Origin of the sequence: Limnothrix sp. FACHB-1083 (assembly GCF_014696485.1) — a bacterium.
In the GTDB taxonomy this organism is placed as follows: domain Bacteria; phylum Cyanobacteriota; class Cyanobacteriia; order CACIAM-69d; family CACIAM-69d; genus CACIAM-69d.
Genome location: NZ_JACJQD010000014.1, coordinates 15,520 through 41,447, shown reverse-complemented (window position 1 = coordinate 41,447; position 25,928 = coordinate 15,520). Strand labels below are relative to the sequence as shown.

20 protein-coding genes are annotated in these 25,928 nt (G+C 59.2%); 10 read left to right on the top strand and 10 right to left on the bottom strand.

Annotation, left to right across the window (positions count from 1 at the left end; genetic code table 11):
* Window positions 1-155 precede the first annotated feature (155 nt).
* Window positions 156-2,963, bottom strand: a complete 2,808-nt coding sequence (locus tag H6F46_RS16215) for a bifunctional acetate--CoA ligase family protein/GNAT family N-acetyltransferase (RefSeq protein WP_190355813.1) — start codon at window positions 2,961-2,963, stop codon at window positions 156-158.
* A 477-nt stretch (window positions 2,964-3,440) separates the two neighbouring features.
* Window positions 3,441-4,556 (bottom strand): glycosyltransferase, encoded by a 1,116-nt coding sequence (locus H6F46_RS16210; RefSeq protein WP_190355814.1) that lies wholly within the window; start codon window positions 4,554-4,556, stop codon window positions 3,441-3,443.
* A gap of 108 nt (window positions 4,557-4,664) precedes the next feature.
* Here H6F46_RS16210 and H6F46_RS16205 point away from each other — a divergent pair, with 108 nt between their 5' ends.
* Complete coding sequence (locus H6F46_RS16205) at window positions 4,665-5,201, top strand: DUF4112 domain-containing protein (RefSeq protein WP_099532587.1); 537 nt, start codon at window positions 4,665-4,667, stop codon at window positions 5,199-5,201.
* Window positions 5,202-5,225: 24 nt separating this feature from the next.
* Here the strand turns inward: H6F46_RS16205 and H6F46_RS16200 are convergent, their stop codons facing one another.
* Both H6F46_RS16200 and murJ read right to left on the bottom strand, forming a co-directional pair.
* Window positions 5,226-6,608 (bottom strand): D-alanyl-D-alanine carboxypeptidase, encoded by a 1,383-nt coding sequence (locus tag H6F46_RS16200; protein WP_190355815.1) that lies wholly within the window; start codon window positions 6,606-6,608, stop codon window positions 5,226-5,228.
* Window positions 6,609-6,650: 42 nt separating this feature from the next.
* A complete protein-coding gene (murJ, locus tag H6F46_RS16195) occupies window positions 6,651-8,348 on the bottom strand; it encodes a murein biosynthesis integral membrane protein MurJ (protein ID WP_347278350.1) in 1,698 nt (565 codons plus the stop codon).
* Between murJ and H6F46_RS16190 the strand changes: the two genes are divergently transcribed.
* Window positions 8,278-10,950, top strand: coding sequence for a cation-translocating P-type ATPase (locus tag H6F46_RS16190; protein ID WP_242028004.1), 2,673 nt, complete (start codon window positions 8,278-8,280; stop codon window positions 10,948-10,950). The two genes, murJ and H6F46_RS16190, sit on opposite strands and share 71 nt — an antisense overlap.
* A gap of 71 nt (window positions 10,951-11,021) precedes the next feature.
* Window positions 11,022-11,456, top strand: a complete 435-nt coding sequence (locus tag H6F46_RS16185; protein ID WP_099533819.1) for an FHA domain-containing protein — start codon at window positions 11,022-11,024, stop codon at window positions 11,454-11,456.
* Between the two features lie 421 nt (window positions 11,457-11,877).
* On the opposite strand, the gene H6F46_RS16180 is transcribed toward H6F46_RS16185, so the two are convergent.
* Together H6F46_RS16180 and bchI are read right to left on the bottom strand one after the other, a co-directional pair.
* Window positions 11,878-12,927 (bottom strand): glucokinase, encoded by a 1,050-nt coding sequence (locus tag H6F46_RS16180; RefSeq protein ID WP_190355816.1) that lies wholly within the window; start codon window positions 12,925-12,927, stop codon window positions 11,878-11,880.
* Between the two features lie 347 nt (window positions 12,928-13,274).
* A complete protein-coding gene (gene bchI, locus H6F46_RS16175) occupies window positions 13,275-14,351 on the bottom strand; it encodes a magnesium chelatase ATPase subunit I (RefSeq protein WP_099533822.1) in 1,077 nt (358 codons plus the stop codon).
* 185 nt (window positions 14,352-14,536) lie between these two features.
* Between bchI and H6F46_RS16170 the strand changes: the two genes are divergently transcribed.
* The 4 genes from H6F46_RS16170 (at window position 14,537) to H6F46_RS16155 (ending at window position 17,830) form a co-directional block, all read left to right on the top strand.
* The gene (locus H6F46_RS16170) at window positions 14,537-15,592 is read left to right on the top strand and encodes a hypothetical protein (RefSeq protein ID WP_190355817.1); all 1,056 of its coding nucleotides are present in this window, start codon (window positions 14,537-14,539) and stop codon (window positions 15,590-15,592) included.
* Window positions 15,593-15,872: 280 nt separating this feature from the next.
* On the top strand, window positions 15,873-16,118 hold the full coding sequence (locus tag H6F46_RS16165) for a DUF6761 family protein (RefSeq protein ID WP_099533826.1): 246 nt from the start codon (window positions 15,873-15,875) through the stop codon (window positions 16,116-16,118).
* A 621-nt stretch (window positions 16,119-16,739) separates the two neighbouring features.
* Window positions 16,740-17,213 (top strand): N-acetyltransferase, encoded by a 474-nt coding sequence (locus H6F46_RS16160; RefSeq protein WP_099533828.1) that lies wholly within the window; start codon window positions 16,740-16,742, stop codon window positions 17,211-17,213.
* Between the two features lie 104 nt (window positions 17,214-17,317).
* Window positions 17,318-17,830, top strand: coding sequence for an N-acetyltransferase family protein (locus tag H6F46_RS16155; RefSeq protein ID WP_370567179.1), 513 nt, complete (start codon window positions 17,318-17,320; stop codon window positions 17,828-17,830).
* Window positions 17,831-17,880: 50 nt separating this feature from the next.
* On the opposite strand, the gene H6F46_RS16150 is transcribed toward H6F46_RS16155, so the two are convergent.
* The 3 genes from H6F46_RS16150 to ebsA all read right to left on the bottom strand — a co-directional run bounded on the left by H6F46_RS16150 (window position 17,881) and on the right by ebsA (window position 21,127).
* Window positions 17,881-18,621 (bottom strand): uracil-DNA glycosylase family protein, encoded by a 741-nt coding sequence (locus H6F46_RS16150; protein WP_234406972.1) that lies wholly within the window; start codon window positions 18,619-18,621, stop codon window positions 17,881-17,883.
* 71 nt (window positions 18,622-18,692) lie between these two features.
* Window positions 18,693-19,769 (bottom strand): DRTGG domain-containing protein, encoded by a 1,077-nt coding sequence (locus H6F46_RS16145; protein ID WP_190355818.1) that lies wholly within the window; start codon window positions 19,767-19,769, stop codon window positions 18,693-18,695.
* A gap of 983 nt (window positions 19,770-20,752) precedes the next feature.
* Window positions 20,753-21,127: a type IV pilus biogenesis protein EbsA gene (ebsA, locus tag H6F46_RS16140; RefSeq protein ID WP_099533831.1), complete on the bottom strand. Its 375-nt coding sequence runs from the start codon at window positions 21,125-21,127 to the stop codon at window positions 20,753-20,755.
* A 334-nt stretch (window positions 21,128-21,461) separates the two neighbouring features.
* On the opposite strand from ebsA, the gene H6F46_RS16130 reads away from it, so the two are divergent.
* From H6F46_RS16130 to modB, 3 genes are all read left to right on the top strand, one after another.
* The gene (locus H6F46_RS16130) at window positions 21,462-22,958 is read left to right on the top strand and encodes a glycosyltransferase family 2 protein (protein ID WP_190355819.1); all 1,497 of its coding nucleotides are present in this window, start codon (window positions 21,462-21,464) and stop codon (window positions 22,956-22,958) included.
* Between the two features lie 229 nt (window positions 22,959-23,187).
* A complete protein-coding gene (gene modA / locus H6F46_RS16125; RefSeq protein WP_190355820.1) occupies window positions 23,188-24,024 on the top strand; it encodes a molybdate ABC transporter substrate-binding protein in 837 nt (278 codons plus the stop codon).
* Window positions 24,021-24,704: a molybdate ABC transporter permease subunit gene (gene modB, locus H6F46_RS16120; RefSeq protein WP_190355821.1), complete on the top strand. Its 684-nt coding sequence runs from the start codon at window positions 24,021-24,023 to the stop codon at window positions 24,702-24,704. The genes modA and modB overlap by 4 nt, the downstream gene beginning before the upstream one ends.
* Here the strand turns inward: modB and H6F46_RS16115 are convergent.
* The gene (locus H6F46_RS16115) at window positions 24,676-25,911 is read right to left on the bottom strand and encodes a hypothetical protein (RefSeq protein ID WP_190355822.1); all 1,236 of its coding nucleotides are present in this window, start codon (window positions 25,909-25,911) and stop codon (window positions 24,676-24,678) included. The two genes, modB and H6F46_RS16115, sit on opposite strands and share 29 nt — an antisense overlap.
* Window positions 25,912-25,928 lie beyond the last annotated feature (17 nt).

Below are 25,928 nucleotides of genomic sequence, written 5' to 3'. Positions count from 1 at the left end.
GACCGGGAATGTTTGTTGATGAGATTCGCTAACGGGATTCGCTGATGGGAACTGAGCAAACTATCCCAGTTCCCATGGTTGGTTTTGGATGAAACCCCGATCGCCCATCCGAGCCGAACTTCGAGCCGAACTTCGAGCCAAGTTCTCAGTCAAGCCTAGAGTTCCAGCACGGCCAAGGTGATATCGGCGGCCCGTTGGATTTGGAAACCCAGTTTTTCGCACAGATGACGCATGGGGGCGTTGTTGGGCAAAATTTCGCCCCGCAGTCGATCGATCTTTTCGTCGCGGGCAATGGCAACCAACCGCTGCAAAAGTTCCGTGCCTAGCCCTTGATTTTGGTAGCGATCGCGAATGAGCATGGCAAACTCCGCTTCATTGGAGCCATGCAGCTTGCTAATGCGGCTGACTCCCAAAATTTCCCGTTCTTCACTGGGATCGCGCCCCTCCGCCACCAGGGCCATTTCCCGATCGTAGTCAATGAAGCAAATCCGCGACAGACGCTCGTGGCTGATCCGCTGGCTCAGTTTCAGGGCGTGGAAATAGCGCAGATAAACCGTTTGTTCCGACAAACTCTCGTGGAAACGCACCAAAGGCGGTTCATCCTCCGGGCGAATGGGGCGAATATTGACCGTTGTGCCGTCGCGCAGGGTCCAGGGGGTTGCGTATTGAATGGGATAAGGGCGGATGGCCGGCCGGGGCAACGTTGCCGGATCCATGGGCGGGTGCAACACCACCCTCGCATCCAGGGCAATCAGCGAACTGGTGGTTCCGGTGGCCACGGCCTGGCCAGCCTCGCGGGCGAGGAGGGGATTGATGTCAATTTCCTTAATCCAGGGCTGTTCCACCACCAGTTGGCTGAAACGCACCAGGAGTTGCTCCAGGGCGGCCAAGTCCACGGGGGCCCGGCCGCGTACCCCTTGCAGGGCTTTGTAAATGCGAGTTTGTTCCATCATCCGCCGAGCCAGAGTGGTGTTGAGCGGGGGCAGGCCCAAGGCGCGATCGCGGAACACCTCCACCAACTGACCGCCCAACCCAAACAGCAACACGGGGCCAAATTGTGGATCCACACTACTGCCCAGAATTAGCTCATAGCCATCTAACTTGAGCATGGGTTGCACGGTGACCCCCAAAAAGTCCGCTGTGAGGACGCGCCGTTGGGGATCCGCATCCCCTTCTTCGGTGTAGCTGCTGGTTTGTGGGGACTTGTGACGGTTGGCGATCGCCACGCCGGCCACGATCGCCAGGTAAGCCCAGCGCACCTCATTGGCATTTTGCAAATTCAGCCGCACACCGCCCACATCGCTCTTGTGGGTGATGGTTTCGGAATAGAGCTTGAGGGCCACGGGATAGCCAATATCGTTGGCAATTTCCACGGCCTCTTCGAGTTTGGTGGCGATGCGGGTTTCCACCACGGGAATTCCATAGGCGGCCAGGATTTGCTTGGCTTCAAATTCCGTGAGTAGATTGCGGCCCACCGCTTGGGCTTGTTGAATAATCCGAGTGACGGCGGCTCGATCGGGTTCGGCGGCAAAACTACCCGCGACCGCGTTGGGGGTTTCATACAGTCCCCGCAGGTTGTAGCTGTAGCGCCACATGTAGTTGAACACCCGGGTGGCCGCGTCGGGGTAGGGGAGGGTAAAGATGCCCGCTTGGTTCAAAATTGCCTCGCCAGCGGCCACGGCCGAACCGCCCATCCAACTGGCCAAGATCGGCTTCCCGCAATGGGCATAGGGCCGCAGCCGTTCAGCAATTTGGGTGGGATCGGTCATGGCCTGAGGGGTGAGGATGGTCAGCAGCCCGTCTCCGTTGGGATCGGCGGCGGCAATTTCCAAGGCCTGGGAATAGCGATCGGGGTCGGCATCTCCCAAAATGTCGATCGGGTTGCGGCGGCTCCAACTGGGCGGCAACACTTGGTCTAACCGCTCGATCGTCTCCGGTGACAGCTCGGCCAAGTCGCCCCCGCCGGAAACCACTTCATCGGCCGCCAACACCCCAGGGCCGCCCGCATTGGTCAGCACAATCAACTTGCGCCCCCGGGGGCGGGGTTGTTTGGCCAGCACTTCGGTCATGTCGAACAGGTCTTCGATCGTCTCGACGCGCAACACCCCCGATCGCCGGAAAGCCGCATCCAAAACCGCGTCACTACCCGACAGCGATCCCGTGTGGGAGGCGGCCGCCTGGGCTGCCGCTTCCGTGCGTCCCACCTTGATCACCATGATCGGTTTTTGCAGCGCCACTTCTCGCGCCGCTGACAGAAAGGCCCGCGCATCCCCCACCGATTCCATGTAAATGGCGATCGTGTGGGTGCGGGGATCATCGCCCAGGTATTCAATCAGGTCGCCCCAGCCCACATCCAGCATTGACCCGATCGACACAAAGGAACTGAAGCCCACCTGTTCCCGGAAGCTCCAATCCAAAATCGCCGTACACATGGCCCCGCTTTGGCTCAGGAATGCCACATTTCCCGGCCGGGCCATGGCGCTGGCAAAGGTGGCGTTCAAACCGGAAATCGGATTCATCACCCCCAAGCAGTTGGGGCCCACCACCCGCATGTTGTAGCGGCGGGCTTCGGTCAGGAGTCGTTTTTCTAGTTCAATGCCAGCGGGGCCAATTTCCTTGAAGCCCGCAGACAGGACGATCGCCCCGCGTACCCCTGCCTGGCCACAATCGCGAATCAAGTCCGGAACGGTGGCCGCTGGGGTGGCAATCACCGCCAAATCAACGGTTTCGGGCACTTCCGCGATCGAGGGATAGGCCCTGACTCCCAACACGTTCGATCGCTTGGGATTAATGGGAAACACCGTGCCCCCAAAGGGGTTTTGCAACAAATTGGTCAAGAGCGTGCGCCCCACACTCCCTTCACGATCGGTTGCGCCAATCAGCGCCACACTCCGAGGCACAAAAATTGCATCCAAAGGATGGCGATCGGGAGAGACTTCAAGGGCGATGGAAGCAACTGTCATAGCCAGCGACCTACGTGAATGCAATAGGTAAAGAAGACAAAGGGGCAATGCCGGGCCCATGGCCCAATTGTTCAGATCAACGCAACACCGCTCAGGCAGCCCCAAGGTCGCAATTCATCCCGGCCCTAGCGTTCGTTTGGGGTTGACACCATCGCCGCAATCTCAATTGACGGCATTTGCGGGGATGCAGGCCATGGGGCTGGCTGCCGCTCGGAGGTTAGGGAATCTGTCGATCGTGAAGTCTTGATCCGATCTTGACCCGACTTGATGGGGAATTCCCTAAATCGCATACAGTTTTTTCGATTCAGCGTTTTTGATTCAGAATCTTTGATTCAAAGTTATTGATTCAGAGTTATTGATGCAGCGCCCTGATATTGCCTCATCAATAACATTGGGAACATCAGGAAAGGGGAATTCCAAGAAATCTGAACGAACTTTGAAAAAATCTGACAAGTTTGGTGTCACGCAAGATGCCCATCAATGGGGCCCCGAAGGACGGCGGATATAGCCCAGTAGGGATTGGGGATTCACCCAGCGGGCGCGGGATCCTAGCCGATCGAGCAGGTTAGCCCGCAGCCTTGGGGAACATAAACCAATCAACAGTAATCCCAACAAAGCTTTCACTGCTCCGGGCGATCGCCCAAAGGCCGGATCATGGCCCAAGAGATGCCAACCCAATTGCCAACCGAGCAGCCCTTGGCGATCGGGCGGGTTCAGTCGCAGGGTCACGGCATCCAAGCGCGGGGCCAGATATTTATAGAGCAAATATTTATAGAAATTGCCAAAGGCGATCGGCCCATGAATGGCCAGGTGGGGATGCTGGGCGATGGTTTGCCGCAAACAGGCCAACCCCGATCGCGCAATGCGGGCCACATTTGCCGACTGGGATCCCGCTGCCATCCGATAGAGCACCTGCACCCGGGGTACGCAAACCAAGGGAAACCGGGCCGCCAACCGCAACCACAAATCCCAATCCTCCGAGGGAACCAGGGTGGGATCAAAGGGGGCGATCGGGCGGGGATCGGCGGGATTCGGCCAGCCCACGGCCGCCAGGGCGGATCGGCGGATCAGCGGGTTAGAGCCATTTTCTAAAAAATTGAGCTGTAACAAAGCGGGCAGCACGGCCCCTTCCAGGCTGACATAGCTGCCTCGGTGGGAAAACGCTGCCCGATCGTCCACGTAGTCCGTCCAGCTATAGGCCAAGGCGGCCTGGGGATTGGCGGCCAAGGCCGCCTTCTGGGCCGCTAATTTGTCTGGAGTCCACCAATCATCCGCATCGAGAAAGGCAATCCATTGGCCCCGTGCTTGGGCTAAGCCTCGGTTCCGGGCGATCGCCTGGCCGCCGTTGGCAAACCGGAATGGCCGCACCCGAGCATCCCGCGCGGCCCAAGCCTGCAAGCAATCCCAGGTCTGGTCGATCGACCCGTCATCCACCACCACAATTTCAAAATCTGGGTCGGTTTGGGCCAACACAGAGGCGATCGTCTGGGAAAGGGTAGCCGCTGCGTTGTAGGCCGGAATGATCACTGAGATCGCTGGGTTGGGCATTGCTGAATCCGATCTTGTGGCGTTGGGCATTGCTGCTTCGGACATTGGGTTAAACGACAGTCCGCCTCAAAAACAGCAATCGAAAACGGAACTTTCGCGATCGCCGCCTACAATTTTGGCAATGCTGCAAGGGGCCCCACTGCCCTGCCACCCATGAACCGCCGATCGTCCGCCGCTTCCACCCCGATCGCCACTTCCGGGGTCACGCCGCAGTTTTCTAGCCAAGATTGGCAACGCTTGAAACGGGTTCGGGCGATCGCCACCCTGATGGACAACGCGATCGAACTGCCGATTGTGCGCTACCGGGTGGGCCTCGATCCCGTGATTGGCCTGCTCCCGATCGGGGGAGACCTGGTGAGTTTTTTGCTGTCGGTTTATCTGGTTTGGGAGTCGGCCCGCCTGGGCACACCGCCCGCCCTGCTCACCCGCATGACTGTGAATATTGCCTTGGAAACCCTGGCCGGCGCGGTTCCGGCCCTCGGGGACTTGGTGGATGTGGCCTGGAAGGCCAATGCCCAAAATTTGCAGTTGCTGGAAGCCCATTTGCACGCACCCGATCGAGGGCCGGGGCGCGTGTCCAAACGGTTTGTGCTGCTGTTGATTGGGGGCCTGCTGCTGCTGACGATCGCCACGGCTAGCCTCAGCCTGTGGTTGCTGCAACTGGCTTGGCGGACTCTCGTTGGTGCATAGGTTTCGGGAATTGGAGCATCGGCCCTAGGTCTGGATGGGTTCGTTGCGGCTAGGGTCGCCCAAAAACGGCTCGATCGGGGGCGGTATTACCACCGGTTGCGGTGGGCCACCCCATTGGGTTTGTAAGTCCGTGAGGAGTTTGTCTTGCTCCGCCCGTAGGCTGTTGACTTTGGTGCTGCGGTTTTGGATCGAAAACCAAACCAAGCCCCGATCGCGCGTGGGCAAAAACCCAGACAGGGCACTGACGTTAAACAAACTGCCGGTTTTGACAGCGGAACCGGCGGGCATTTTGCGCCGAGCAATGGTTCCCCGATCGCGCCCGGCCATGGGCAACAGGGCCGCAACGCCCTCCGGAATGCCCAGCACTTGCAAGCGCCGTTCCAAGGCAATCCCGATCGCGGTGATCGCCCTGGGAGAAAAAGCATTGCCCTGGCCCAAACCGGAGCCATTGAGCGATCGCAACTCCGTTTCTGACAGGCCCGTGAGCGATCGCAACTGTTGCGCCACCTTCACGCCGCCGCCCATCTGGCGGGCCAGGGTTTCGGCCATGAAGTTATTGCTGTAGAGGTTCATTTGCTTCAGCAAACTCAGCAACGGCAGCGATCGATGGCGAATCAACAAGCGCCGGCCCGCTACGGGCGTGGTCGTGCCCGGTGTGGCGGTGGCGTTGGGCAGTTGGTTGGGCGAAGCCGAGGGCAGGGCATCCAACGCTGGCCGCACCGTTCCCGCAATCACCACTTGGGGCTTGGGTGTGCCGGGGGGCATAGTTCCATGGACACGGGTGAGCAAGGGCGACCAAGCCGCTCCATTGATCCCTTGGCGCAGTAAGGTTCCGCCCAGGGCTGGCCCCGGTGGGTTGGGGTCTTCTGGATCGGGCAAAAAGTTCATCTCAAAGCGCCCTTCAATCACCAGATCGCCGGTTACCCGGTTGATGCCCAATTGCTGGAGCGCATTCCCAAGGGCGATCGCCTCTTCCCAAACAAACATCGGATCGCCACCGCCGCGCACAATCAAGTTGCCCTGGAGGGTTCCTTGGGCGATCGGCCCGTCGGCCCAAATTTCCGTGATGAATTGATGGTTCGGATCCCAGGTTTCCAAGGCCGCTAAGGACGTGGCCACCTTGGTCAAGGATGCGGCGGAGAGGGGGCGATTACCCTGATGTTGGGCCAAAACGCGCCAGTTGGCTTGGAACCAAAGGCCCTGTTCAGCGGGGTCAATGCCGGCCGCCTTCAGGCGATCGAGATATTGCTGCACCGTTGTCTGTGCTCGGGGTTCCGCCTGGTTTGGCCCCCAAAACCAACTGCTGCCAACGCGGTTTAGATAAGTCACGGCTCCCTGGTGGAGCAAGTCAACCCCGGGTGAGAGGGTGAGCAGCGTTGCGAGTCCCGTACCGATGAATCCTTGCACTGTTCTGAATGCCCTGATGAGTTCTCTGATTTGCTGCGTTGCCTATTCGCTGCGTCGCCACCGTCGCAGCAGGATCTGCAATTCCGGCAGGCGCAACTGCCAAGCCACGGCCCCAAAAACCCCTAACCCCGCTGAACCCGCCAACACCAGCAACAGCAATTGCTCAAGCAGCGAGGATCCCAAGGATCCCGCCAGCCCCCAGCGCACCCCCCAGGCCACCCCCCCAGCCAGGAAGCTTCCCAACAGCACACCGCCAAAGGGCTTGGCCCAATCGCCCCAGGGCAAGCCGCCAATGCGTCGATCGAGCAACCAGAGCAACGCCGCCATGGCCAGGGCATTCACCCCCACCGTGGCCAACACAATGCCGGCCGCGCCAAACCGAGGCACGAGCCACCAGTCCAGCAGCGCATTGAACCCGATATTGACCAAACTGATCCGAAAGGGCGCATTGGCATCACCCAGGGCATAGAAGGCTCGTACCATCACATCCCGCCCAAGATAAACAAACATGCCAATCCCGGCGGCCATCAAGACGCTGGCCACCAGTTGGGAATCGTTGCTGTTGAAGGCTCCCCGCTCGTAGATCACTTGAACGATCGGGTCAGCCAGGGCGATCGTCAGGCCGCTGAGGGGCAACATGGCAATCGCGGAAACCAACAATCCTTGCCGAAGCCGATCAATAAATACGGGTCGATCGTCCGCTGACCGGGCCAACACCGGCAACAGGGGCACAAGCACCACGTTGGAAACCAGGCCCAAGGGGGTTTGGATCAGTAAGTTGGCGTAGTTGAGGGCCGCCGCCGCCTGGGGCACAAAGGAGGCAAAAAATAAATCCGTGTAGAGATTAATCTGCAACATGCCGGAGGAGAGGGCCGCGGGCCCCATCACGCCCAGCACCGCTTGCACGCCCGGATGGCGCAGCGACCAACGCAGCCGAAACCGCCCCATGCCCGCTTTGATTTGGGCGGGCAGTTGGACTAACCATTGCAAGAGGGCCCCGGCCGTGGTGCTGGCAGCCAACAGCACCCCACCCAGCGCCAGGGTTTCAGGGCCAGAGCCGCCCTGTTGCCAAGCGAACCAGCCGATCGCCCCGATCGTGACGATGCTGGACAGAATGGGACTGATCGAGGGCAACCAGTAAAGATCGGCGGCGTTGAGCGTGCCGAAGCCAATCCCGATCGCCCCGGCCAAGAAGGCGATCGGGGCCATCACCTGCAATTGCAACACCGCCAGCTCACGGGTTTGCACCGCCGCTGCGGTGTTGTGGACGCTCAAGCCGGGAGCCAACAGCCCGATCGCCGGTTCCGCAAACACCACCAGGGCCGCACTCACCAGCAGCAAGGCCCCACAAACCACCGTGGTGACCGTTTCCACAATCACCGCCGCCTCCGATCGATCGCGCTTGGCCAACACACTGACCATGGCGCTGTGGAAGGGGCCATTGATGCCGCCCAACAGAATCAACAAAAAGCCCGGCAGCACATAGGCATAGGCGAAGGCATCCACCACGGGCCCGGCTCCAAAGGCCGCTGCGATCACCTGTTGGCGCACCAGCCCCGCCACCTTGCTCAGGAGGGTGGCCCCGGCCACGATGCTGGCAATGGACAGGATCGATCGCCCGGTCTGGGTTGGCTCCGGGGCCGCCGGGGGCGGGGGTTCAGGGTCGAGATTGGCGGCCGGCTCGGCGGGCGAGGGGGGCGGCAATTCGGAAGCGGAGGAAGGAGGCGGAGAGTCGGTCACGGTCGAGGGGCGATCGAGAACCCGATCGAAAAAGGCTGGTTTGCAGCATACCCGAGCCGGGGAGCGATCGACCTTTTCGCCAAACCGCTATAGTCGATCTGCGTCGATTGGCTCCCCGATCGCCGTCAGCCAACGTTCAGATTCCGATTCCAGATTCCAACGTTTTCCCCGATCGCTTCGATCGCCTGTGAATTCTATGACCCTGACCAGTCCTTCCCCATCCCCCAAACCCACGGCCGTGCTCACGGTTTCGGGCATGAAATGTGGGGGCTGTGTGGCGGCTGTGGAAAATCGCCTGAAACGCCAACCCACGGTGGCTGATGCCAATGTGAATCTGGCGACGGGCTTGGCGGTGGTGGATTTGCTGCCGGGAACCGATGTGCAGGCCACCGTGCCCGCCCTGGCGGCGGCCTTGACGGGGGCAGGGTTTCCCAGCGAAGTGCAAACTTCGGCTGATTTGACCCCGATCGCCCCGGAACCCTCGGCCACGGCGGGCGATTGGTGGCGGCCCTTGGTGATTGCCGGGGTACTGTTGCTGATTTCCACCTTGGGCCATCTCGATCGGCTGGGAGGCCCGCCCATTCCGCTGATCAGCCGGGTGGAATTTCACTTTGCGGTGGCCACCTTGGCCCTGCTGTTTCCGGGGCGAGAGATTTTGCTAGAAGGGTTTCGCTCCCTTCTGCGCGGCATTCCCACCATGAACTCCCTGATTGGCTTGGGAACCGGTGCGGCCTATCTGGCCAGTGTGGTGGCCTTGGTTCACCCCAGTTGGGATTGGGCTTGTTTTTTTGATGAGCCGGCCATGCTGTTGGGGTTTGTGCTGTTGGGCCGCACGATCGAGGCCCGGGTGCGGGTGCGATCTCGGGAATCCTTCACGGCCCTGCTGGCCCTGAAGCCAGCCCTGGCGCGTCGGTTGACCCAGGAACCCACGGAATTGGGAGAAGCGCTGCCAACGGAATCGATTCCCGTGGGAACGGTGCAGGTGGGCCAAGCCCTGTTGGTGTTGCCGGGCGATCGGTTGCCGGTGGATGGGGTGGTGGTGTTGGGTAAAACCACGGTGGATGAGGCGATGTTAACGGGGGAATCGCAGTCGGTGATCAAGCAGCCGGGCGATCGCCTGTTGGCGGGAACCCTCAACCAATCGGGGGCGATCGTGATTCGGGCCCAGCGGGTTGGCCGCGACACGGAATTGGCCCGCATTGTGCAATTGGTGGCCGAAGCCCAGGGGCGCAAGGCTCCGATCCAGCGTTTGGCCGATCGCGTGGCGGGCTATTTTTGCTGGGGGGTGATGGCGATCGCCGGGTTCACCTTTGGCTTTTGGGCCCTCTGGGGCGATCGATTCCCCGCTGTGTTGCAAGCGGCCGCCCAAACCGCCGCCCACGCCAACCACACCGCCCACCTGGCCATGGCCGGGATGGCCCCCATGGTGTCGGAGCCGGTGACCCCTGGGCAACTGGCCCTGAAGCTCGCCATTTCCGTGCTGGTGGTGGCCTGTCCCTGTGCCTTGGGCTTGGCCACGCCGACGGCCATTTTGGTTGGCTCCAGTTGGGGCGCAGAACAGGGAATTTTGATCCGGGGTGGTGATGTGCTGGAACGGCTCCAGCAGGTGGCCACGGTGGTCTTTGACAAAACGGGAACCCTCACCACGGGGCGACCGGTGTTGGTCGATCGCCAACCCCTGGTGGCTGACATGACGGGCGATCGCCTGGTGCAGTTGGCGGCGGCCGTGGAGCGGGGCACTCGCCACCCCCTGGCCCAAGCGATCGCCCAAGCGGCCGCTGCGCTACCCGCCCTCCCGGCCCAAGACTTCGTGACGGAACCGGGCCTGGGAGCCAAGGCCCAAGTGGCCGATCGCCCCGTTTGGGTTGGCAATCGGGCCTGGCTGGCTCAAGGGGGAATTCCTTTGCCGGAGTCGGTGGAGCTGGCCTTGCAGCACATGGCCCAGGCGGGGAAAACGCCAATTTTGGTGGCGGAGGGCGATCGACTGGTGGGGCTGTTGTCGGCCGCCGACGAGTTGCGACCCGATGCGATCGCCACCGTGCAGCGGCTCCAGCAACTGGGGTTGGATATTCGGGTGTTGACGGGCGATCGGGCTGAGGTGGCCAACGCCCTAGCCGATCGGGTTGGTTTGCCCCGATCGGCCGTGGTTGCCGAGTTGCGACCCGACCAAAAAGCCCAAATCATCAGCCAATTGCCCCATCCGGCCATGGTGGGTGACGGCATCAACGACGCACCCGCCTTGGCCACTGCTCCCGTTGGCATTGCCCTGGGATCGGCCACCGATGCTGCCCTCGAAACTGCCGGTGTCATTTTGACGCGCGATCGACTGCTCGACCTGCCGAGCGCGATCATGCTCGGCCGCGCAACGTTCCGTAAAATTCGCCAAAACCTGTTATGGGCCATCGCGTACAATGCGATTGGCATTCCCCTCGCGGCGGGCCTTTGGTTACCCTCCGTTGGATTGGGGCTTAGTCCTGCCACTGCTGCCGCTCTGATGGCTTTCAGTTCTGTCAGTGTGGTGAGTAATTCCCTGCTCTTGCGTGTCAGCGCCCGATCGGCAGTTAGTGCGCTGCCTGAACAAAACCAGACATGTCAGAATTAGCCGTAACCGAGCTACGTCAAGAGTCTCCACACTTCGTGGAGCACAGTTAATCCAGTCCGCATAATCAGCCCATGCCCGCAGAACCCAGGCAAAATCACCTCTTAATCGTTGAAGACGACAAGGGGAGACGGGAAGTCATTCTCGAAAATCCCGTCTACTCCATTGGACGCGATCCCAAGTGCGATGTCATCCTTGTTTCTCAATTTGTGTCGCGTCGGCACGCCACCCTCGTTCGTCTGTCCTATGACGACGGTACAGCCTATTACCGAATTGTCGATGGCAACCTCAAGGGCAAACCCAGTGCCAATGGGCTGCTAATTAACGGTCGTAAGCTGCAAGTCCACGATTTACAAAACGAGGACGAAATTGTCTTTGGGCCCCAGGTTCGGGCCATTTACTACACCCTCAAGCAAGATACGCTCTCGATCGGGCCGCCGGACGAGTTTGATATCACCTTGATTAGCCCCAACATGGTGGGTGACCCGGAAGACACGGATGATGATTAACCCTTGTGTTAATCAGAACCCATAGGAGACTCCAGAATCTGAGCGTTTGAAGATGTTGTTGTTTAATCAATCATCCCTCAAGGCTTCTGGAGTCATGTTTAAGCATTATCCTATGCGCTTTCCTATCGTTTTCGGCATTGATTGACTCGGCACTGATTGATTCAGCACTGATTGATTCAGCATTTACGAAGCATCTACGAAGCATCTACTGAAAAAGTTTCTGAAAAGCCAAAACCGAGCCTGAGCCAGCCGCTGTCACTGACCAAGTTCATTGAGAATCTTAGGAAAGTTGCAGGTCTTGGCCCCGTTTCGGTTTTGGCTTTTCTTAGTTTTGGCTTTTTAAGCTGTGGGTTCATGAATGCGCGGACAATGCGCGGGTGAATTGTCCTGTGAATGAATCGATGAATGAATCGATCGTGCCCTAGCCCAATTGAGCCGCGCACACCGCTGCTCCCAGCAGGCCCACTTGAGGATTCAAGACCACCGAAACGGGCACATTCTCTAACAGCTCGCTCACCCGGCCCTTGCTGCCAAAGTGAAATAGAAACTGTCCCCGATCGAGCAAGGGCAAAATCTTGGCGGCAATGCCTCCGGCCACATACAGCCCGCCGTAGGGCAAGAGCTTCAGGGCTAAGTTGCCCGCCTCGGCTCCATAGGCCGCCACAAACAAGTTCATGGCCTGTTCGCAGAGTGCATCGGACTCTTCCAAGGCAGCACGGGCAATGATTGCGCCAGGATCGATGCTCTTTTCGCTGCGGCCCATTTCCTGTTCCCAGGTGCGGATGGCTTGGGCGACGGTGCTGTTTTCGTGGCCCGTTTGCCGATCGCGCAGAAATTGATAGATGCCGACAATCCCTTGACCGGAAACAATTCGCTCCACGGAGACCCGATTGATCTGATATCGCTCCTGCAAGTAGTTGTGTAGCTCCCATTCCAGGGACGATCGGGGCGCAAAGTCTGTGTGACCGCCCTCGGTGCTGAACGCTCGGTAACGGCCCGGCTCGCCTGTTGGAATCAAAAATCCTTCGCCCAAGCCAGTGCCCGCCCCCAAGATCCCGATCGGGGCCAGGGGATCGGCCTTGGCCGGCTGCAACACTTTCAAATCCACCGCTTCCAGCACCGGGATGCCATAGCCGACGGCGGCAAAGTCGTTGATCAGTTCCACATGGGGAATCTCGAGGGCTTGGATTAGGCGATCGACCTCCAGGAACCAGCCCAGGTTGGTGAGTCGTGATGTGCCGTGGGCCACGGGCCCCGCAATGCCAAAACAGGCGCGATCGGGTCGGCGATTTAGCCCGGAAGCCCCCAAAAAGGTTTCCACCATTGGCACCAAGTCGGTGAAGTCCCGGCTGGCGTATTGGGCTTCATACAGGGGTTGCAACTCCACCGCCTGGGGGGTGCGGCTGTCGGTTTCCACCAACCGCAGAATCGTTTTGGTTCCGCCCACATCACCGGCCAACAGCAGCGCCACGGTTTCGCCTCCCGTTCTCAGATTGCTAGAGCTTCAGCAGGCCAAGGAACTCTGGCCCGCCCACAAGTCAATGATCTCAACCCAATCACACCCTCATCCGTCCGACCGGGACACAGCACCCCATTCCGTAGGGGCGCAATGCTTGCCATGTGCTTCAACTTAACGGTTAGCTTGTTCAAAATCATCCCAATCAGGGTCGATTGAAACCCGTCAACCCTGTAGGGGCGTACAGCCGTACGCCCCTACCCGGATTTTCTCGGTCTTAAGTTGAAGCCAATGAACGCTTGCGCCCCCCCGATACTCATGCTTGCGATCTCGATCGCTTGCACCCCGACTGATCGAGTTGACTAATTTTGCTCGAAGGGTAAGCCAAAGACCGAGCAGAACGTTTTCTCAACCTTATATCCCGAGTCGATCGTCTCCAGCGGATCCTTCCGCAGCCGGTGACGCAAGCAGAGCACAATGACCCGGCGGATGTCATCGACGGTTACTTGGGTGCGACCTTCGAGGGCGGCGATCGCCTTGGCGGCCCGGTTGGTCACGATGTCGCCCCGTAACCCGTCCACATCCAGCTCAGAACAAACCTGGGAAATTTGCACCCGCAAATCGTAGTCCAGCTCCACCGAGGGCAGCAGGTTCCGGGCGTTCACCAGCTTGGCTTGCAGGGCTTGCTGTTCCGTTTGGCAACGATCGAGGTAGCTTTGGGGGCTGCTGTCAAAGGCCGATCGCTCTTCCACGATTTGCACTCGCAGGTTCGGCTCCTTCACGGTGCGAATTTCCGCGTGCATCCCGAACCGATCGAGCAGTTGGGGCCGCAATTCCCCTTCTTCCGGGTTGCCGGAACCCACCAACACAAATCGCGCCGGGTGGCGAATCGAAATCCCTTCGCGTTCCACCGTGTTCCAGCCCGAGGCCGCCGAATCCAGCAGCACATCGACCAGGTGGTCATCGAGCAGGTTCACTTCATCCACGTAAAGGATGCCGCGATTGGCCTTGGCCAACAGGCCCGGCTCAAAGGCTTTCACCCCTTCGGCCAGGGCCTTTTCAATGTCGATCGTGCCGCAAACGCGGTCTTCGGTGGCTCCCAAGGGCAGGTCAACCATTTGCACCTTGCGCTGCACCACGGGCAAGGACTGACCCGCCAACGCCCGATCGCGCACCTCGTCGCTCATCAATTCCGGGTCGCGGGGGTCGCTGTTGAAGGGGTCGCCGTCCACCACATCGATTTCCGGGAGCAAGTCGGCCAGGGCGCGAATCGTGGTGGATTTGCCCGTGCCCCGATCGCCAACGATCAACACACCCCCAATCTTGGGGTCAATGACGTTGAGCATCAACGCCAACTTCATTTCTTCTTGACCGACGATCGCCGTGAAGGGAAACACGGGCCGGCGGCGGGTTTCGGAACTGACAACGGTTGCGGTCACGGGCGTTTCAGGTAAGGTCGATTTTGAAGGGTTGGATCTTATGGGATCAAAATTGGGCGGGCCCTTGCGGCCGGCCGTCTTTCATTTTGCCATAGGGGTTGCGCTCCCAACGGGTGATCGGCCCGTTGGGGGAGGCTGATACCATGGACTGGTAACTTTTCAAAAATTTCGGCAAGGGCTGGGCTGTGGCTGCAACTTCATCTCCTTGGGTCTCGGTGGCACGCATGGTGGAAGAGCTGCTCTACTCAACTCGCCACCGGGCCACCCTGGGCCCGGCGGCACGGGGCCCGGCGGCCCGACGGGGGCGATCGTCGCGCCCGGCCGGCTCGCCGCTGAATTCTCAACCCAGTCGCCCCCAGCCGGCCCGGCGCGATTCGCTGGATGATCCTTGGGCCGATGACCCCGATCGCTACGTGGATGAATATGCGAATCGATATGTTGATCGTGTCGATCGCCCCGTAGACCAGTCGGGCGATCGATCCCTCAATCGCCGGCCACGCCCCAGCCACCATCCCCGTAAAACACGCCTCCGCCATCGCTACGCGGCCCGATCGATCATCACCCGGCGTTGGTTGCCTTGGGTTGCCGGTGGCAGCCTGCTCCTGCTGTCGGATTGGCAGCTAGGATCCGCCGCTGCGGCCGGTGGGGCCGTGGTTTGGCTGGTCTACCGCACCGAGCCGCGCCATTGGCAAGCCCTCGATCGACAGATTCAAGGTTGGTTGCGAGAACTGAACCGGGGCGAAAACGGCAAGCTGACCCTGGCCCTGGTGGGCGGTGGTGCAGCCATGCTGAGTACCTACGTGGCCGCGGCCGTGTTGGGAGAATCGACCGGCTGGCTGGGGGCGGCCACGGTGCTTCAAGGGTTTGGAACCCTGGGCGCATTGGCCCTGCTGGTGCGCCACTGGTTCGGCCAACCCACGATCGAACACGATCGCCTCTTCCATCGGGCGATCGAGCGATTGAGCGATCGCGATCCCCTTTCCCAACTGGCCGCTGCCCGCCAACTGGGTCACCTGGCTGATCGGGGGCACTTGGATGCCACCCAAACCCGCACCGCCGCCGACTGTGTGCGGTTGCTGTTGCAACAGGGGTGCGATCGCCCCGTCCATGAAGCCGCTTGGGATACCTTGGCGGTGCTGGAACCAGTGGGCGCAGAACCCGGAACCGCCCGATCGGGACGATCAACCCAACCCGTTTTGGTGCGCTTGCCTCGGGTCACGGTTCGATCGCGCCAACCCTAATCCCCAGTGACCAAACTGATGGGATCGGGGTGGAAGTTTCCCGGGTGTAACAGCGAATTCTTGAGAAAACTAGAAAATTTGAGAAAATTGCACCTGGTTCGTGTTTAAGGTTTCATGGGCTACCGTTTCCTGAAGATCGCGGCCAGCCCACATTGGCAGTCAATCGCAACCAGTTAAGATAGAAATACCAACTTCCATCGGGGTCACCTTCAATCGCGTTGCCAGGGTGCAACAAGCGCACGCGATTCCCGAGTTCTAAGCCTTGCACCAAAGGAGGCCTATGCTTCAAGACCCTAGAGCCGTCCGCCACTTTCAAAAAATCGCCGATACGATCGCTGAACTGTGGAATCGGGGCTACCGCTTTGACGATATGCGGATGTACCTTGACGGTTACTTGGCAGCCCTGCGTTATACCGAGTCCTTGGAAGCGTTTTCGATTAATCGTCTCGAAGAGGAAGCCACGCGCTATCTCTACGACCCATCCAACTACGACATGGTGCAACCTCAGCCAGATTTGGTTGAATAGCGCCGCTGACCGCGCTCCAATGTCCACGATCCAATGTTTTGATGATTTGATGGGTCATTTGATCAGTGATTGGATTGTTGCAGTCACGTTCTCAGGAGATTGTTCCTAATCACGTTGCTGGCATCATATTCCCTTCAAATCTTTTGCAACTTCCCTTTTGCAACTTCTCTCAATCGATTGTCAGTCAAATTAGGTGTTCAAATTCATTTTTTCATCTCTTGTTGACTCGAGAACTCGATAACCCAAGTCATTGGGTTCATAGAAATAAGCGTGCTGCTTTCGTAGTCAAGTGATGTTTCAGCCCATGGGACTGAAATCAGGTTGGCTCAAGAATCTGGAGTAACAAGTTTCTCCTTGTCCTTGCTCTAGCATGGTGTTTTTAAAAATTGGTAGACTGATTGGGGCATCCTATGCAAAATGGGGATCCTGGTCAGTTTTTTTGTGGGCTGAATGAAAATTTGGTGAGTCCAGCTAGCTGCTTGTTTATGAAGTGGCTAACCGTTGGATTTTGATGGCCAAATTTTGATGATTTGACTTTGATGGCTTGACTTTGATTTCTAAATTTTGATGGCTTGATTGGGGTGGTTGGATTTGGGTGGCTTAAGCAGGAAGACAAAGCGCATGGATGTGGTGACCTTAAAACCAGCCCGATCGCCCGATCGGGATTTGGTGCTGCCCTTAATTAGTCAGCTCTATGAGCATGAGTCCATTGAATTTGCGCTCGATCGAGTGGGGCCCGCGCTCGATCGGCTCCTGGCCCAACCGGATTGGGGGACGGTGCTTTTGATTCAGCCGGAAAGTGATCCCCAGCCCGATCGCCCCTCCATTGCCGGTTATGCCTTGTTGGCCTACCTTTACAGCCTCGAATTTGGCGGGATGGTGGCGCTGCTCGATGAGTTGTGGATTAGCGAGGCCTGGCGCGGTCAAGGGTTGGGGCGCAAAACCATGACGGCGATCGAGCAGTTCTGTGGCGATCGCGGGCTGGTGGCCCTGCGGTTGGAAGTGGGCAAAACGAACACAGTTGCTCGATCGCTCTATCAATCCTTGGGGTTCCAGGATCTCGATCGCGACTTTTGGACCAAGCGCCTCGGCTGAGGGCCGGGCTGAAGCGGTCTGCTTTCGGACTGCCGCACCATCCCTAGCCACTGTTGATTCGCCCTGTTGATTCGCCCTGTGATGTAGCCCTGTGATGTAGCCCTGTGATTTCCATCGACAATCCCCAACCGGCCACCGTCCAGATCCGATCGGCCCAGCCTGCGGATGTGGCGGCCCTCTTTCACCTGATTGAAGCCCTGGCCGCCTACGAAAAACTCAGCCATCAGGTCACCGGTTCCCCGGAAGCCCTGCGATCGCACCTGTTTGGCGATCGACCCTTTGCCGAAGCCCTGGTGGCCGAAGCCCAGCCCACAGCGGGCGGCGCGGCCAGCATCGTCGGAATGGCGCTGTTTTTCTATAACTATTCAACTTTTCTGACCCGGCCGGGCTTGTATCTCGAAGATCTGTTTGTGTTGCCGGCCTATCGGGGCCAGGGTTTGGGGAAAGGACTCTTGCAAGCGGTGATCGATCGGGCCAAATCGCAACAGTGCGGGCGGGTGGAGTGGAGCGTGCTGGACTGGAATGCTCCGGCGATCGCGTTTTATGAGCACATGGGCGCAACAGTTTTGCCCGACTGGCGAATTTGTCGGGTGCTGTTGCCTGAAGCGATCGCCTGACAATCTGCCCGCCAGCTCGCCCCGGCAAATTGTCTCGATCGATCGGCCAATTAGTCCTGGATCTCAATGGGCGATCGACCCAAAAATTCATCCAGCTTGGCCCGCACCACCTGGATGTCTTGCCACATCAACCATTTGGGGCTGCCCTTCTCTCGCGACTGATTTCGCAACAGGTAAGCGGGATGGAAGATGGGCATACAAAGCCGCCCTTCCCATTCCAGCCACTGGCCCCGAATTTTGGTGATCCCATCCTTGCGACCGGTCACGCCGCGCACCGCTGTGGCTCCGGTCAGCAAGATAATTTTCGGATCCACTAACCGAATCTGCTCCATCAGGTAGGGCCGGCAGGCTGCCGCTTCCTCGGGGGTGGGGGTGCGGTTACCGGGCGGCCGACAGCGCACCACGTTGCAGATATAGACTTCCGTGGCCAGGTCAATGCGCACGGATTCCAGAATTTTTTCGAGCAACTGTCCCGATCGCCCCACAAAGGGCAACCCGGTTTCGTCCTCCGTTTGGCCCGGCCCTTCGCCAATGATCATGATCGGGGCCGTGGGCAATCCGCGACCGACCACCACATTGGTGCGACCGCCAGCCAGCTCGCAACGCTGGCATTGGCGGCAATGGGCAAACAGCGCTTCAAGGCTGTTGTAGGTTCCCGGCGGAATGGGTTGCCGACCGTCTAGGGGAATCCGTTCGAGGTCGATCGCGGGCGGAGGTGGGGGGGCCGGCGGTGCAATGCCCCCAAAATCGAACAGACTAATTTGCTCGCTCACGGGATCAGTGGCGGACACGATCAAACAACTTCCTTTTTCTTCCGGTGGCTAGAGTCCGGTGGCAACCCGTTTTTGTTGGTCGGGCCGACCTAGACGGCAGCGGGTTCCATTCCCAGGCGGGCCAGCAGTCGATCGAGATCGAAATGCTCACCCATCAAGTGGCGGATGCATTGAATTTTAATCGGTTCCTGCAAACGCACTTGCCCAAAGGCCCGATCGACAATTTCCACCGTGGTCAACGTGTCCAGATCCACCGTCAGCACCGGAACTTCCAACTCTTCGGCGCGGGCGATGATTGTCGGATCCGGCGGCACTTGCCCCGTCAGAATTAAGCAATGGGTTGAGGTTTCCAAGGCTGCAAATTGAATATCTGCCCGATCGCCCCCGGTCACCACGGCCATGTTGTTGCCCTTGCGGAAATACTTGAGGGCCGAATTCACGTTCATGGCCCCGATCTTCAGGTCTTCCACCATCAGTTCCAGGCGATCGCGGCAACAGAGCACTTCCGCATCCAGTTGGCGCACCAGTTCACCCACGCTGACACTCCGCAGCAGGGAGTTGCGCGGCAGCAGCCCCAAAACGGGAATGCCTTGGGACTCCAAAAATGGCCGCGCCACACCGTTCACCGCGTCCAGTTCCTTGGCAGGCAAACGGTTCAGCACCACGCCCGCCAGCCGATCGCCCAGCAGCTCCCGAGCGGCCATCAGCCGATCGACCGTCAGGGTGGGTTCATAGGAACAAACCAGCAACACGGACGCATCCAGCGTGCGTGCCGTTTGGGCCATGGATAGTTCAAACAAACTGCCCTCTTGTAAGGAGGCGGGCCCCTCCATCAGCACCAACTCAGCGCTGGTGTTGCCATAATCCTCCAGCAAGGCGCTGTAGTTGGTGGGGTCTTCCCCTTGCAACCGCTTGAGCACCGCATCGGAGGTTAGTTGTACCAGCGTCGGCAGCAGTCGATCGCTCGGGAGGTTTAATGTCTCGCGGATCAGCCGCACATCCGCATCTTCGCCATCCGTGGCCGTCATCAGGCCACCGAGCGGCTTCCCGTAACCGATCTTGATGTCCTTGGTGGCCAACAGATGAGCCAGCCCTAGCAATACCGCTGATTTGCCGCTGTACTCTTCCGTAGAACCGACGATCAAATGCCTGGGACGAAACGGCACGCTAAAACTCCTGTGTTGTGCAACAAACTGGGGCGAAATGAACCGTCTGCGGTTGGGGGAAATCGGTTGAAATCGGGGAACCGTGGCTCGATCGAAGGGCGATCGAAAAGGTTAGCGATCGTTGGCAGAACCGGCGGGGGTCTCTCGCTGCGTCACAGACCCGTTCAACAGATCCATCGGCCTTTGCGAGGGGGAAACTCCGCAACCCAGAACCGTGGGCGGTCTTCAGTATTCAGAACGTGATTCAGAGCGTGAATTGACTTTCAGATGTCGTCAGATTTGAGGGGCGATTTTCAGGTGCGATCGACCCATCAAATCTGGAGGGATACCAGACATAGCAATCCTGTTAATGCAATTAAATCATTAATGTGTATTGCAGCGATTGCAACTGTCCATTACACCTGGTATGGAAGGGTAACGATTGTAACAAGTTGTTAGGGATTGTTTCCGCAGTTTTGCGCCCTGAGTCCGGGTGGGCTGAGGTGTTTGGGGATCGCTCTACCGGGTCTGAGAATGGGCTTGGAAACCGACGGCCGGCCGCCGATGTGACCCGATCGCCCCTCTAGGGTTAATCATTCCCAAAATTTCCCGCCCATGGGCAGCTCCGAAGCAACCCAATTCAGGGTTTCCCGAACGATTTGGCGGACGATGGGGCTAAAGGGGGCATTATGCGATCGTTTCCTAACATTACCAAAAAAATAATGCCTGATTTAATGCCTGATTTCGGCTGAATGCCGAACTTACTGTTGAGTCTGATCCGGAATTTGGTTCTGGGATTTGGTTCTGGGATTTGGTTCTGGAATTTGATTTCGGTCTGATTTTGATTTGGCCAAAGCCTGATCGGGTTTCGCTGGTCAGAGGCTGAAGAGTGGATCTAACCAGCGATCGCCCCAATCTAAGGGCTAACCCAAGGCCCGATCTAGGGGCCAGACCGAAGGGCCCAGCAAGGGCCGATCGGGAGGAGTATCTTAGCTCGCTTGATCCTATTCCAAATGGCTCAGAAGCTTGCGATAAAAGGCCTTTGAAAAATCCGTCACCCGCGTTTTTTTATAGTCAATTAACACATCAATTAGAAAGCTAATAAATTCAAAATTAGCCATGGACACTTCGTAGCTTAATTCTGCATTGCCATCAAACTGAATTCGACAGCGGGTTAGGTCGGCCGGCAGGGTGGAAACACGCCAGGTGGCCACAAAGGGAATATCGTCGCCGCCTTCAATGCGACGTTTACCTTCGATCGATCCCTTTTGGTATAGCCCGATCGCAAAGGGCAACACGTTGCGTTTTGCGCCCTGATAGTAGGGCAGATAAACACCAACGGCTCCCTTGGCGGCCGGTTCTAGTTTGTCCAACGACATGTGGCGTGGCCTCCTGTGGCCCGTGAGAGGATGACGAGACGATGGGGGGTGGTGACAGTATTGGGGCGATCGCGCCGTGGCCGTCAACCATCGGCAATTGCCGTATTTGCCATTATTGCCAAGCCAGACCCCTTCAACAAGGGGCGTTGGGGTCTCAAGAACTCCTCAAAAACTCCTCAAGAATGTCGTAAGAATACCGTTGATTCACCGGGCCCAAACTGCACCAATTGGTAGGATGGATCGCTTGCGTGATTTGGCCGCAAGCGGTCTAATGCTAGGGAAGATTGCCGTTGATTAACCCCAACTCATTACTTGCACCATCTTCCTGAATCATATGACGGAACCACTTCTTGACCGGGATGCTCTCGATCGAACCACGGCGGAATCGGGCGACCAGTGGGATTGGAGCGGTGGCCTCGAAGGGCGGCGGCGCAAGGCGGCCACCGCTCTCTTCGCCCTTTGGTCCACGGTGGTGATGTTGCACTATGCGGCTTGGGGGCCGGCCTTTGTGTGGGTGGTGACGGTGTTGGCGGGGGCCTATGTGCTGCGGGTGATGGCAGCTCCCCAGGCGGCGGTGACCGCGCGATCGACCGACCAACGCGCGGCGATCGCCCCAGATCTTTCCCGATCGTCGGTTGCTTTGGCGGCGGATGCCTGGCCTTCGGTGGCGGTGTTGGTGTCAGCCAAGGATGAGGAAGCGGTGATTGGGGCGCTGGTGAAACGCCTCTGCGCGATCGACTATCCAGCCGATCGCTACGAAGTTTGGATTATTGACGACGGCAGCAGCGATCGCACGCCCCAGGTTTTGCAACAACTGCAAACGGTTTATCCGCAATTGCGCGTTTTGCGGCGGCCGCCGGGGGCCGGGGGCGGCAAGTCCGGCGCGTTGAATGCGGCCGTGGCCCAGGCTCGGGGGGAAATTCTGGTGGTGTTTGACGCGGATGCTCAAATGCAGCCGGATCTATTGCGGCAGGTGGTTCCAGTTTTTGCCCGATCGAGCGTTGGCGCGGTGCAGTTGCGTAAGGCGATCGTGCAAGCGGAAGCCCTTGATGTTCATCCCGATCGCGACAACTTTTGGATTCGAGGTCAGCAGGCAGAAATGGCCCTCGACAGCCACCTCCAAGGACAACGGGCCCGCTTGGGTGGCGTGGGTGAGCTGCGGGGCAATGGTGAATTTATTCGGCGTGCTGCCCTCGAACAATGCGGCGGATTCAACGAAGCCACCATTACCGACGACTTGGATTTGGCCGTGCGGCTGCACCTGAACGGTTGGGATATTGAATGCTTGATGTTCCCGGCGGTTTTGGAAGAGGGTGTGACCCGCCTCAAGGCCCTGTGGCATCAGCGGAACCGCTGGGCCGAAGGGGGCTACCAACGCTATCTCGACTATTGGCGGGCGATCGCCGGGAATCGCGGTGGAGCCGCCAAAACCTTGGATTTAGCTGTGTTTTTGCTATTCCAATACCTCGTTCCCCAAATGATTGTGGCTGACTGGGTTGTGGCCGGCATTCGGGGCGATGGGCCCGTGCTGACTCCGCTGGCTACGGCGGGGCTGTTGCTCTCGGCCTTGGGGATGGTGTTGGGGTTGCGTCGAATCGCAGCGGTGACTGAAGTGCCTACCCATTGGGGCGATCGCCTGGTCAGTTGGTTGCGCACCCTCAGCAAAACCGCCTTGGGTTTGGTGTATATGCTGCACTGGTTCCCCGTCATTGCCAGTATGGGTTTGCGGATTGCGGTGCGGCCCAAGCAGTTGAAATGGGTGAAAACGGCCCACGCCGGTTCCGGGGAACTGGTGATCGAGCTAGATGATCTTGACTCCGACCATTCCTAGGCAGCGCAGCAGTCTGAATTCATCGGGGCAACGTTGCGGAATTAGTCGCCATAACAAGGGGCTTAAGCCCCTTGCTGCCTAACGGTCTGGGAGGAGCCGCCATTGGAATTGACTGATGAGTTAATTGATGAGTTGACCGATCAAAATTAAGCTTGCCTTGCGACTGTTCAGCACATCAAAAAGCACATCTAAAAGAGGGCATATGCTGGCAAATTGGCGCTTTTGGGTCATGGGTCTGATCGTGGGAATGGTGACGGGATGTCGTGTGGACTGGAACGGCTCCAATGGCCAAGCAAAACCCCAACAAACCCTGACCGTTTCCGCGGCCGCCAGCTTGCAACCCGCCCTCACCACCCTGCAAGCGGAATATCGCCTGGTGGAACCCACGGTACAGTTAAGCCTCAATTTCGGTTCCTCCGGCGCGCTCAAGCAGCAAATTTTGCAAGGGGCCCCGGTGGATCTGTTCATTTCAGCCGATACCAAAACCATGGCGGAGTTGGCGGGGGCGGGCCTGGTCGATCCGGCAACCCAACGAGATCTGCTCTCCAATGAGTTGGTCTTGGTGGCCCGGCCCGGGGTTCCCCTGCGCAAGTGGCAAGACGTGGCTCGGCCGGAGGTGAAATTTTTGGCGATCGGGGATCCGGAACGAGTGCCGGTCGGTCGCTATGCCCGCGCCACGTTGGTGTCTTTGGATCTTTGGAAAGCCGTGCAACCGAAGTTGGTTTTGGGCCAGGATGCCAGACAGGTGTTAACAGCGGTGGTGACCGGCAATGCGGATGCGGGGGTGGTGTATGCCTCCGATGTGCGTCGATCAACTGAGTCGCCACTGGGTTTGGTGTTGGTGGGGGATGCGCCGCCGGGATCCCATCCGCCCATCACTTACCCGATCGCGGTGATGGCCAAAACGCGCCAACCGGCCGCCGCTCGCCAATTTGCTGACTGGTTGGGGAAACCCACCGCCCGATCGATCTTTGTCCGCTATGGGTTTGTGCCCCTGAGCTTGGGGAGTTCCTTACCCTTGCCGCATCCGGTGGCTGCCCCTGAGCGATCTCCCGCCCACTCATGACCAGCCTTGCCAGTGGGGTGACCCAGTGGGATTGGTCGCCTTGGAGTTTGTCGGTGGGGGCGGCCCTGTGGGCCACGGGGTTGGCCGTGAGCTTGGGCTTGCTGATTGCCTGGGCGATGCTGTCCTGTCGGGAACCCTGGCGCAGTGCGATCGATGCGGTGTTGGTGTTGCCGCTGGTGTTGCCGCCAACGGTGGTGGGGTTTGGGCTGTTGGTGTTGTTGGGTCGCCAGGGGCCGATCGGGTTGGCTTTGGAATCGATCGGGGTGTCGGTGGTGTTTTCGCCCCTGGGCACGGTGGTGGCGGCCACGGTGGTGGCCTTTCCCTTGGCCTATCGCACCTTGCTTTCCACCTTTGAGCAATTGGATCCTGACCTGTTGCGGGCGGCCCGCACCTTGGGCCTGAATGGTTGGCAAATTTTTTGGCGGGTGCGGTTGCCCCTGGCGCGATCGGGCTTGGTGGCGGCGGCCTTGCTCGCCTTCGCGCGATCGCTCGGAGAATTTGGGGCCACGGTGATGTTAGCGGGCAACATTCCCGGCCGCACCCAAACGATTCCCAGTGCCATTTTTGCCGCCGTAGAAGCGGGTGACTGGCCCCGGGCCCAACTGTGGGTGTGGTTATCGATCGCGATGGCCCTGCTGGCAATTGTGGGGCTTAATCAAGCGGCCCGTCGCCCTTGGTAGGGGGATTGTTGGGTTCTGAATTCGTTACAGAATGGGTTGCAGAATTCGGTGATTTGATCGGTTCGATGAACTCGATCGGCTCGATCGGCCCCGTCGCTGCGGGTGACCAGATTAACCAACCCGCCGCCACCGCAAAGGAACCCGCCGCCTGACCAGGATGCAGCGGCAACCCCGTGGCACTCAGCAGGGCATTGACAGCCGCAAAACCACCGAAAAAGCACCCAATTCCCAATCCCACGCGATCGGGCATCAGGTCGATCGCCAGCGGAATGCCCCCATTGAATAGCCCCGCCCAGGCCACCATCATCACCAACGCCAGCGGCCAAGTGATGATTCCCAATTGCGGCAGCGTCAGCATTGGCAGCCCCATCCCCAAGGCGATCGCCCCCGCCAGCATCACCGATCGATTGCCCCACCGGCCCGCCAACAGCCCCATCACCAACGCCCCGATCGCCACCGTCAGACCCACCCCCAACCCAATCACACTGCCGGGCCATTGGGGTAACTGGCTTTGCAAGGCAGCGGGCACAATCCCAAAAAACAGCCGCAGCCCCCAACCCACGGCCGCCCCCAAACCCAACAGCTGCACCACTTCTCCCCACCGAATCGGCCCAGGATGATGTTGGGCAACGGCGCTGGCTCCCAAGACCCGATCGGGCCCCGCCAATTGCAAGACTCCCGCCGCCGCCACCAGGGCCAACGATCCCAACCCAAAGGCATAGGCCGGGCCCAACTGCAAAACGCGATCGCGAGCCAAGGGAGCCACCGCCCCCACCAAGCCCGCCGACAAAACCAACAAGCTGTTGGCCTGGGGCAGTTGACTGCTCAAGGCGTATTGACCAATGAGAGCGATCGCGGGCGATCGAAACACCGCCATGGCCACCGCCCACAGCACCACTGTCACCATCAACAGGCCTTGAATGATTGCCCCGCGCCCCAATGCCGCCGCCACCATGGCCCCAAACATCAACACCGTCAGCCCCACCCCCGCCACCACCAGGGGATAGCGGCTGCCCACGCGCAACCGCGCCCGATCGCTCAAGCCTCCAATCACCGGCTCCAACACCGCCGCCAGGCCATCTTCCAAAATCAACACTGCCCGATCGATCCCCGGCAACCCCACGGCCGCCAACAACTGGGGTAAATAGAACCGATACAGCACCCAAGCTAGGGAAATGGCTCCTTGCAATCCCGCCAATCCCAACACGGGCCGCCACAGGAGGT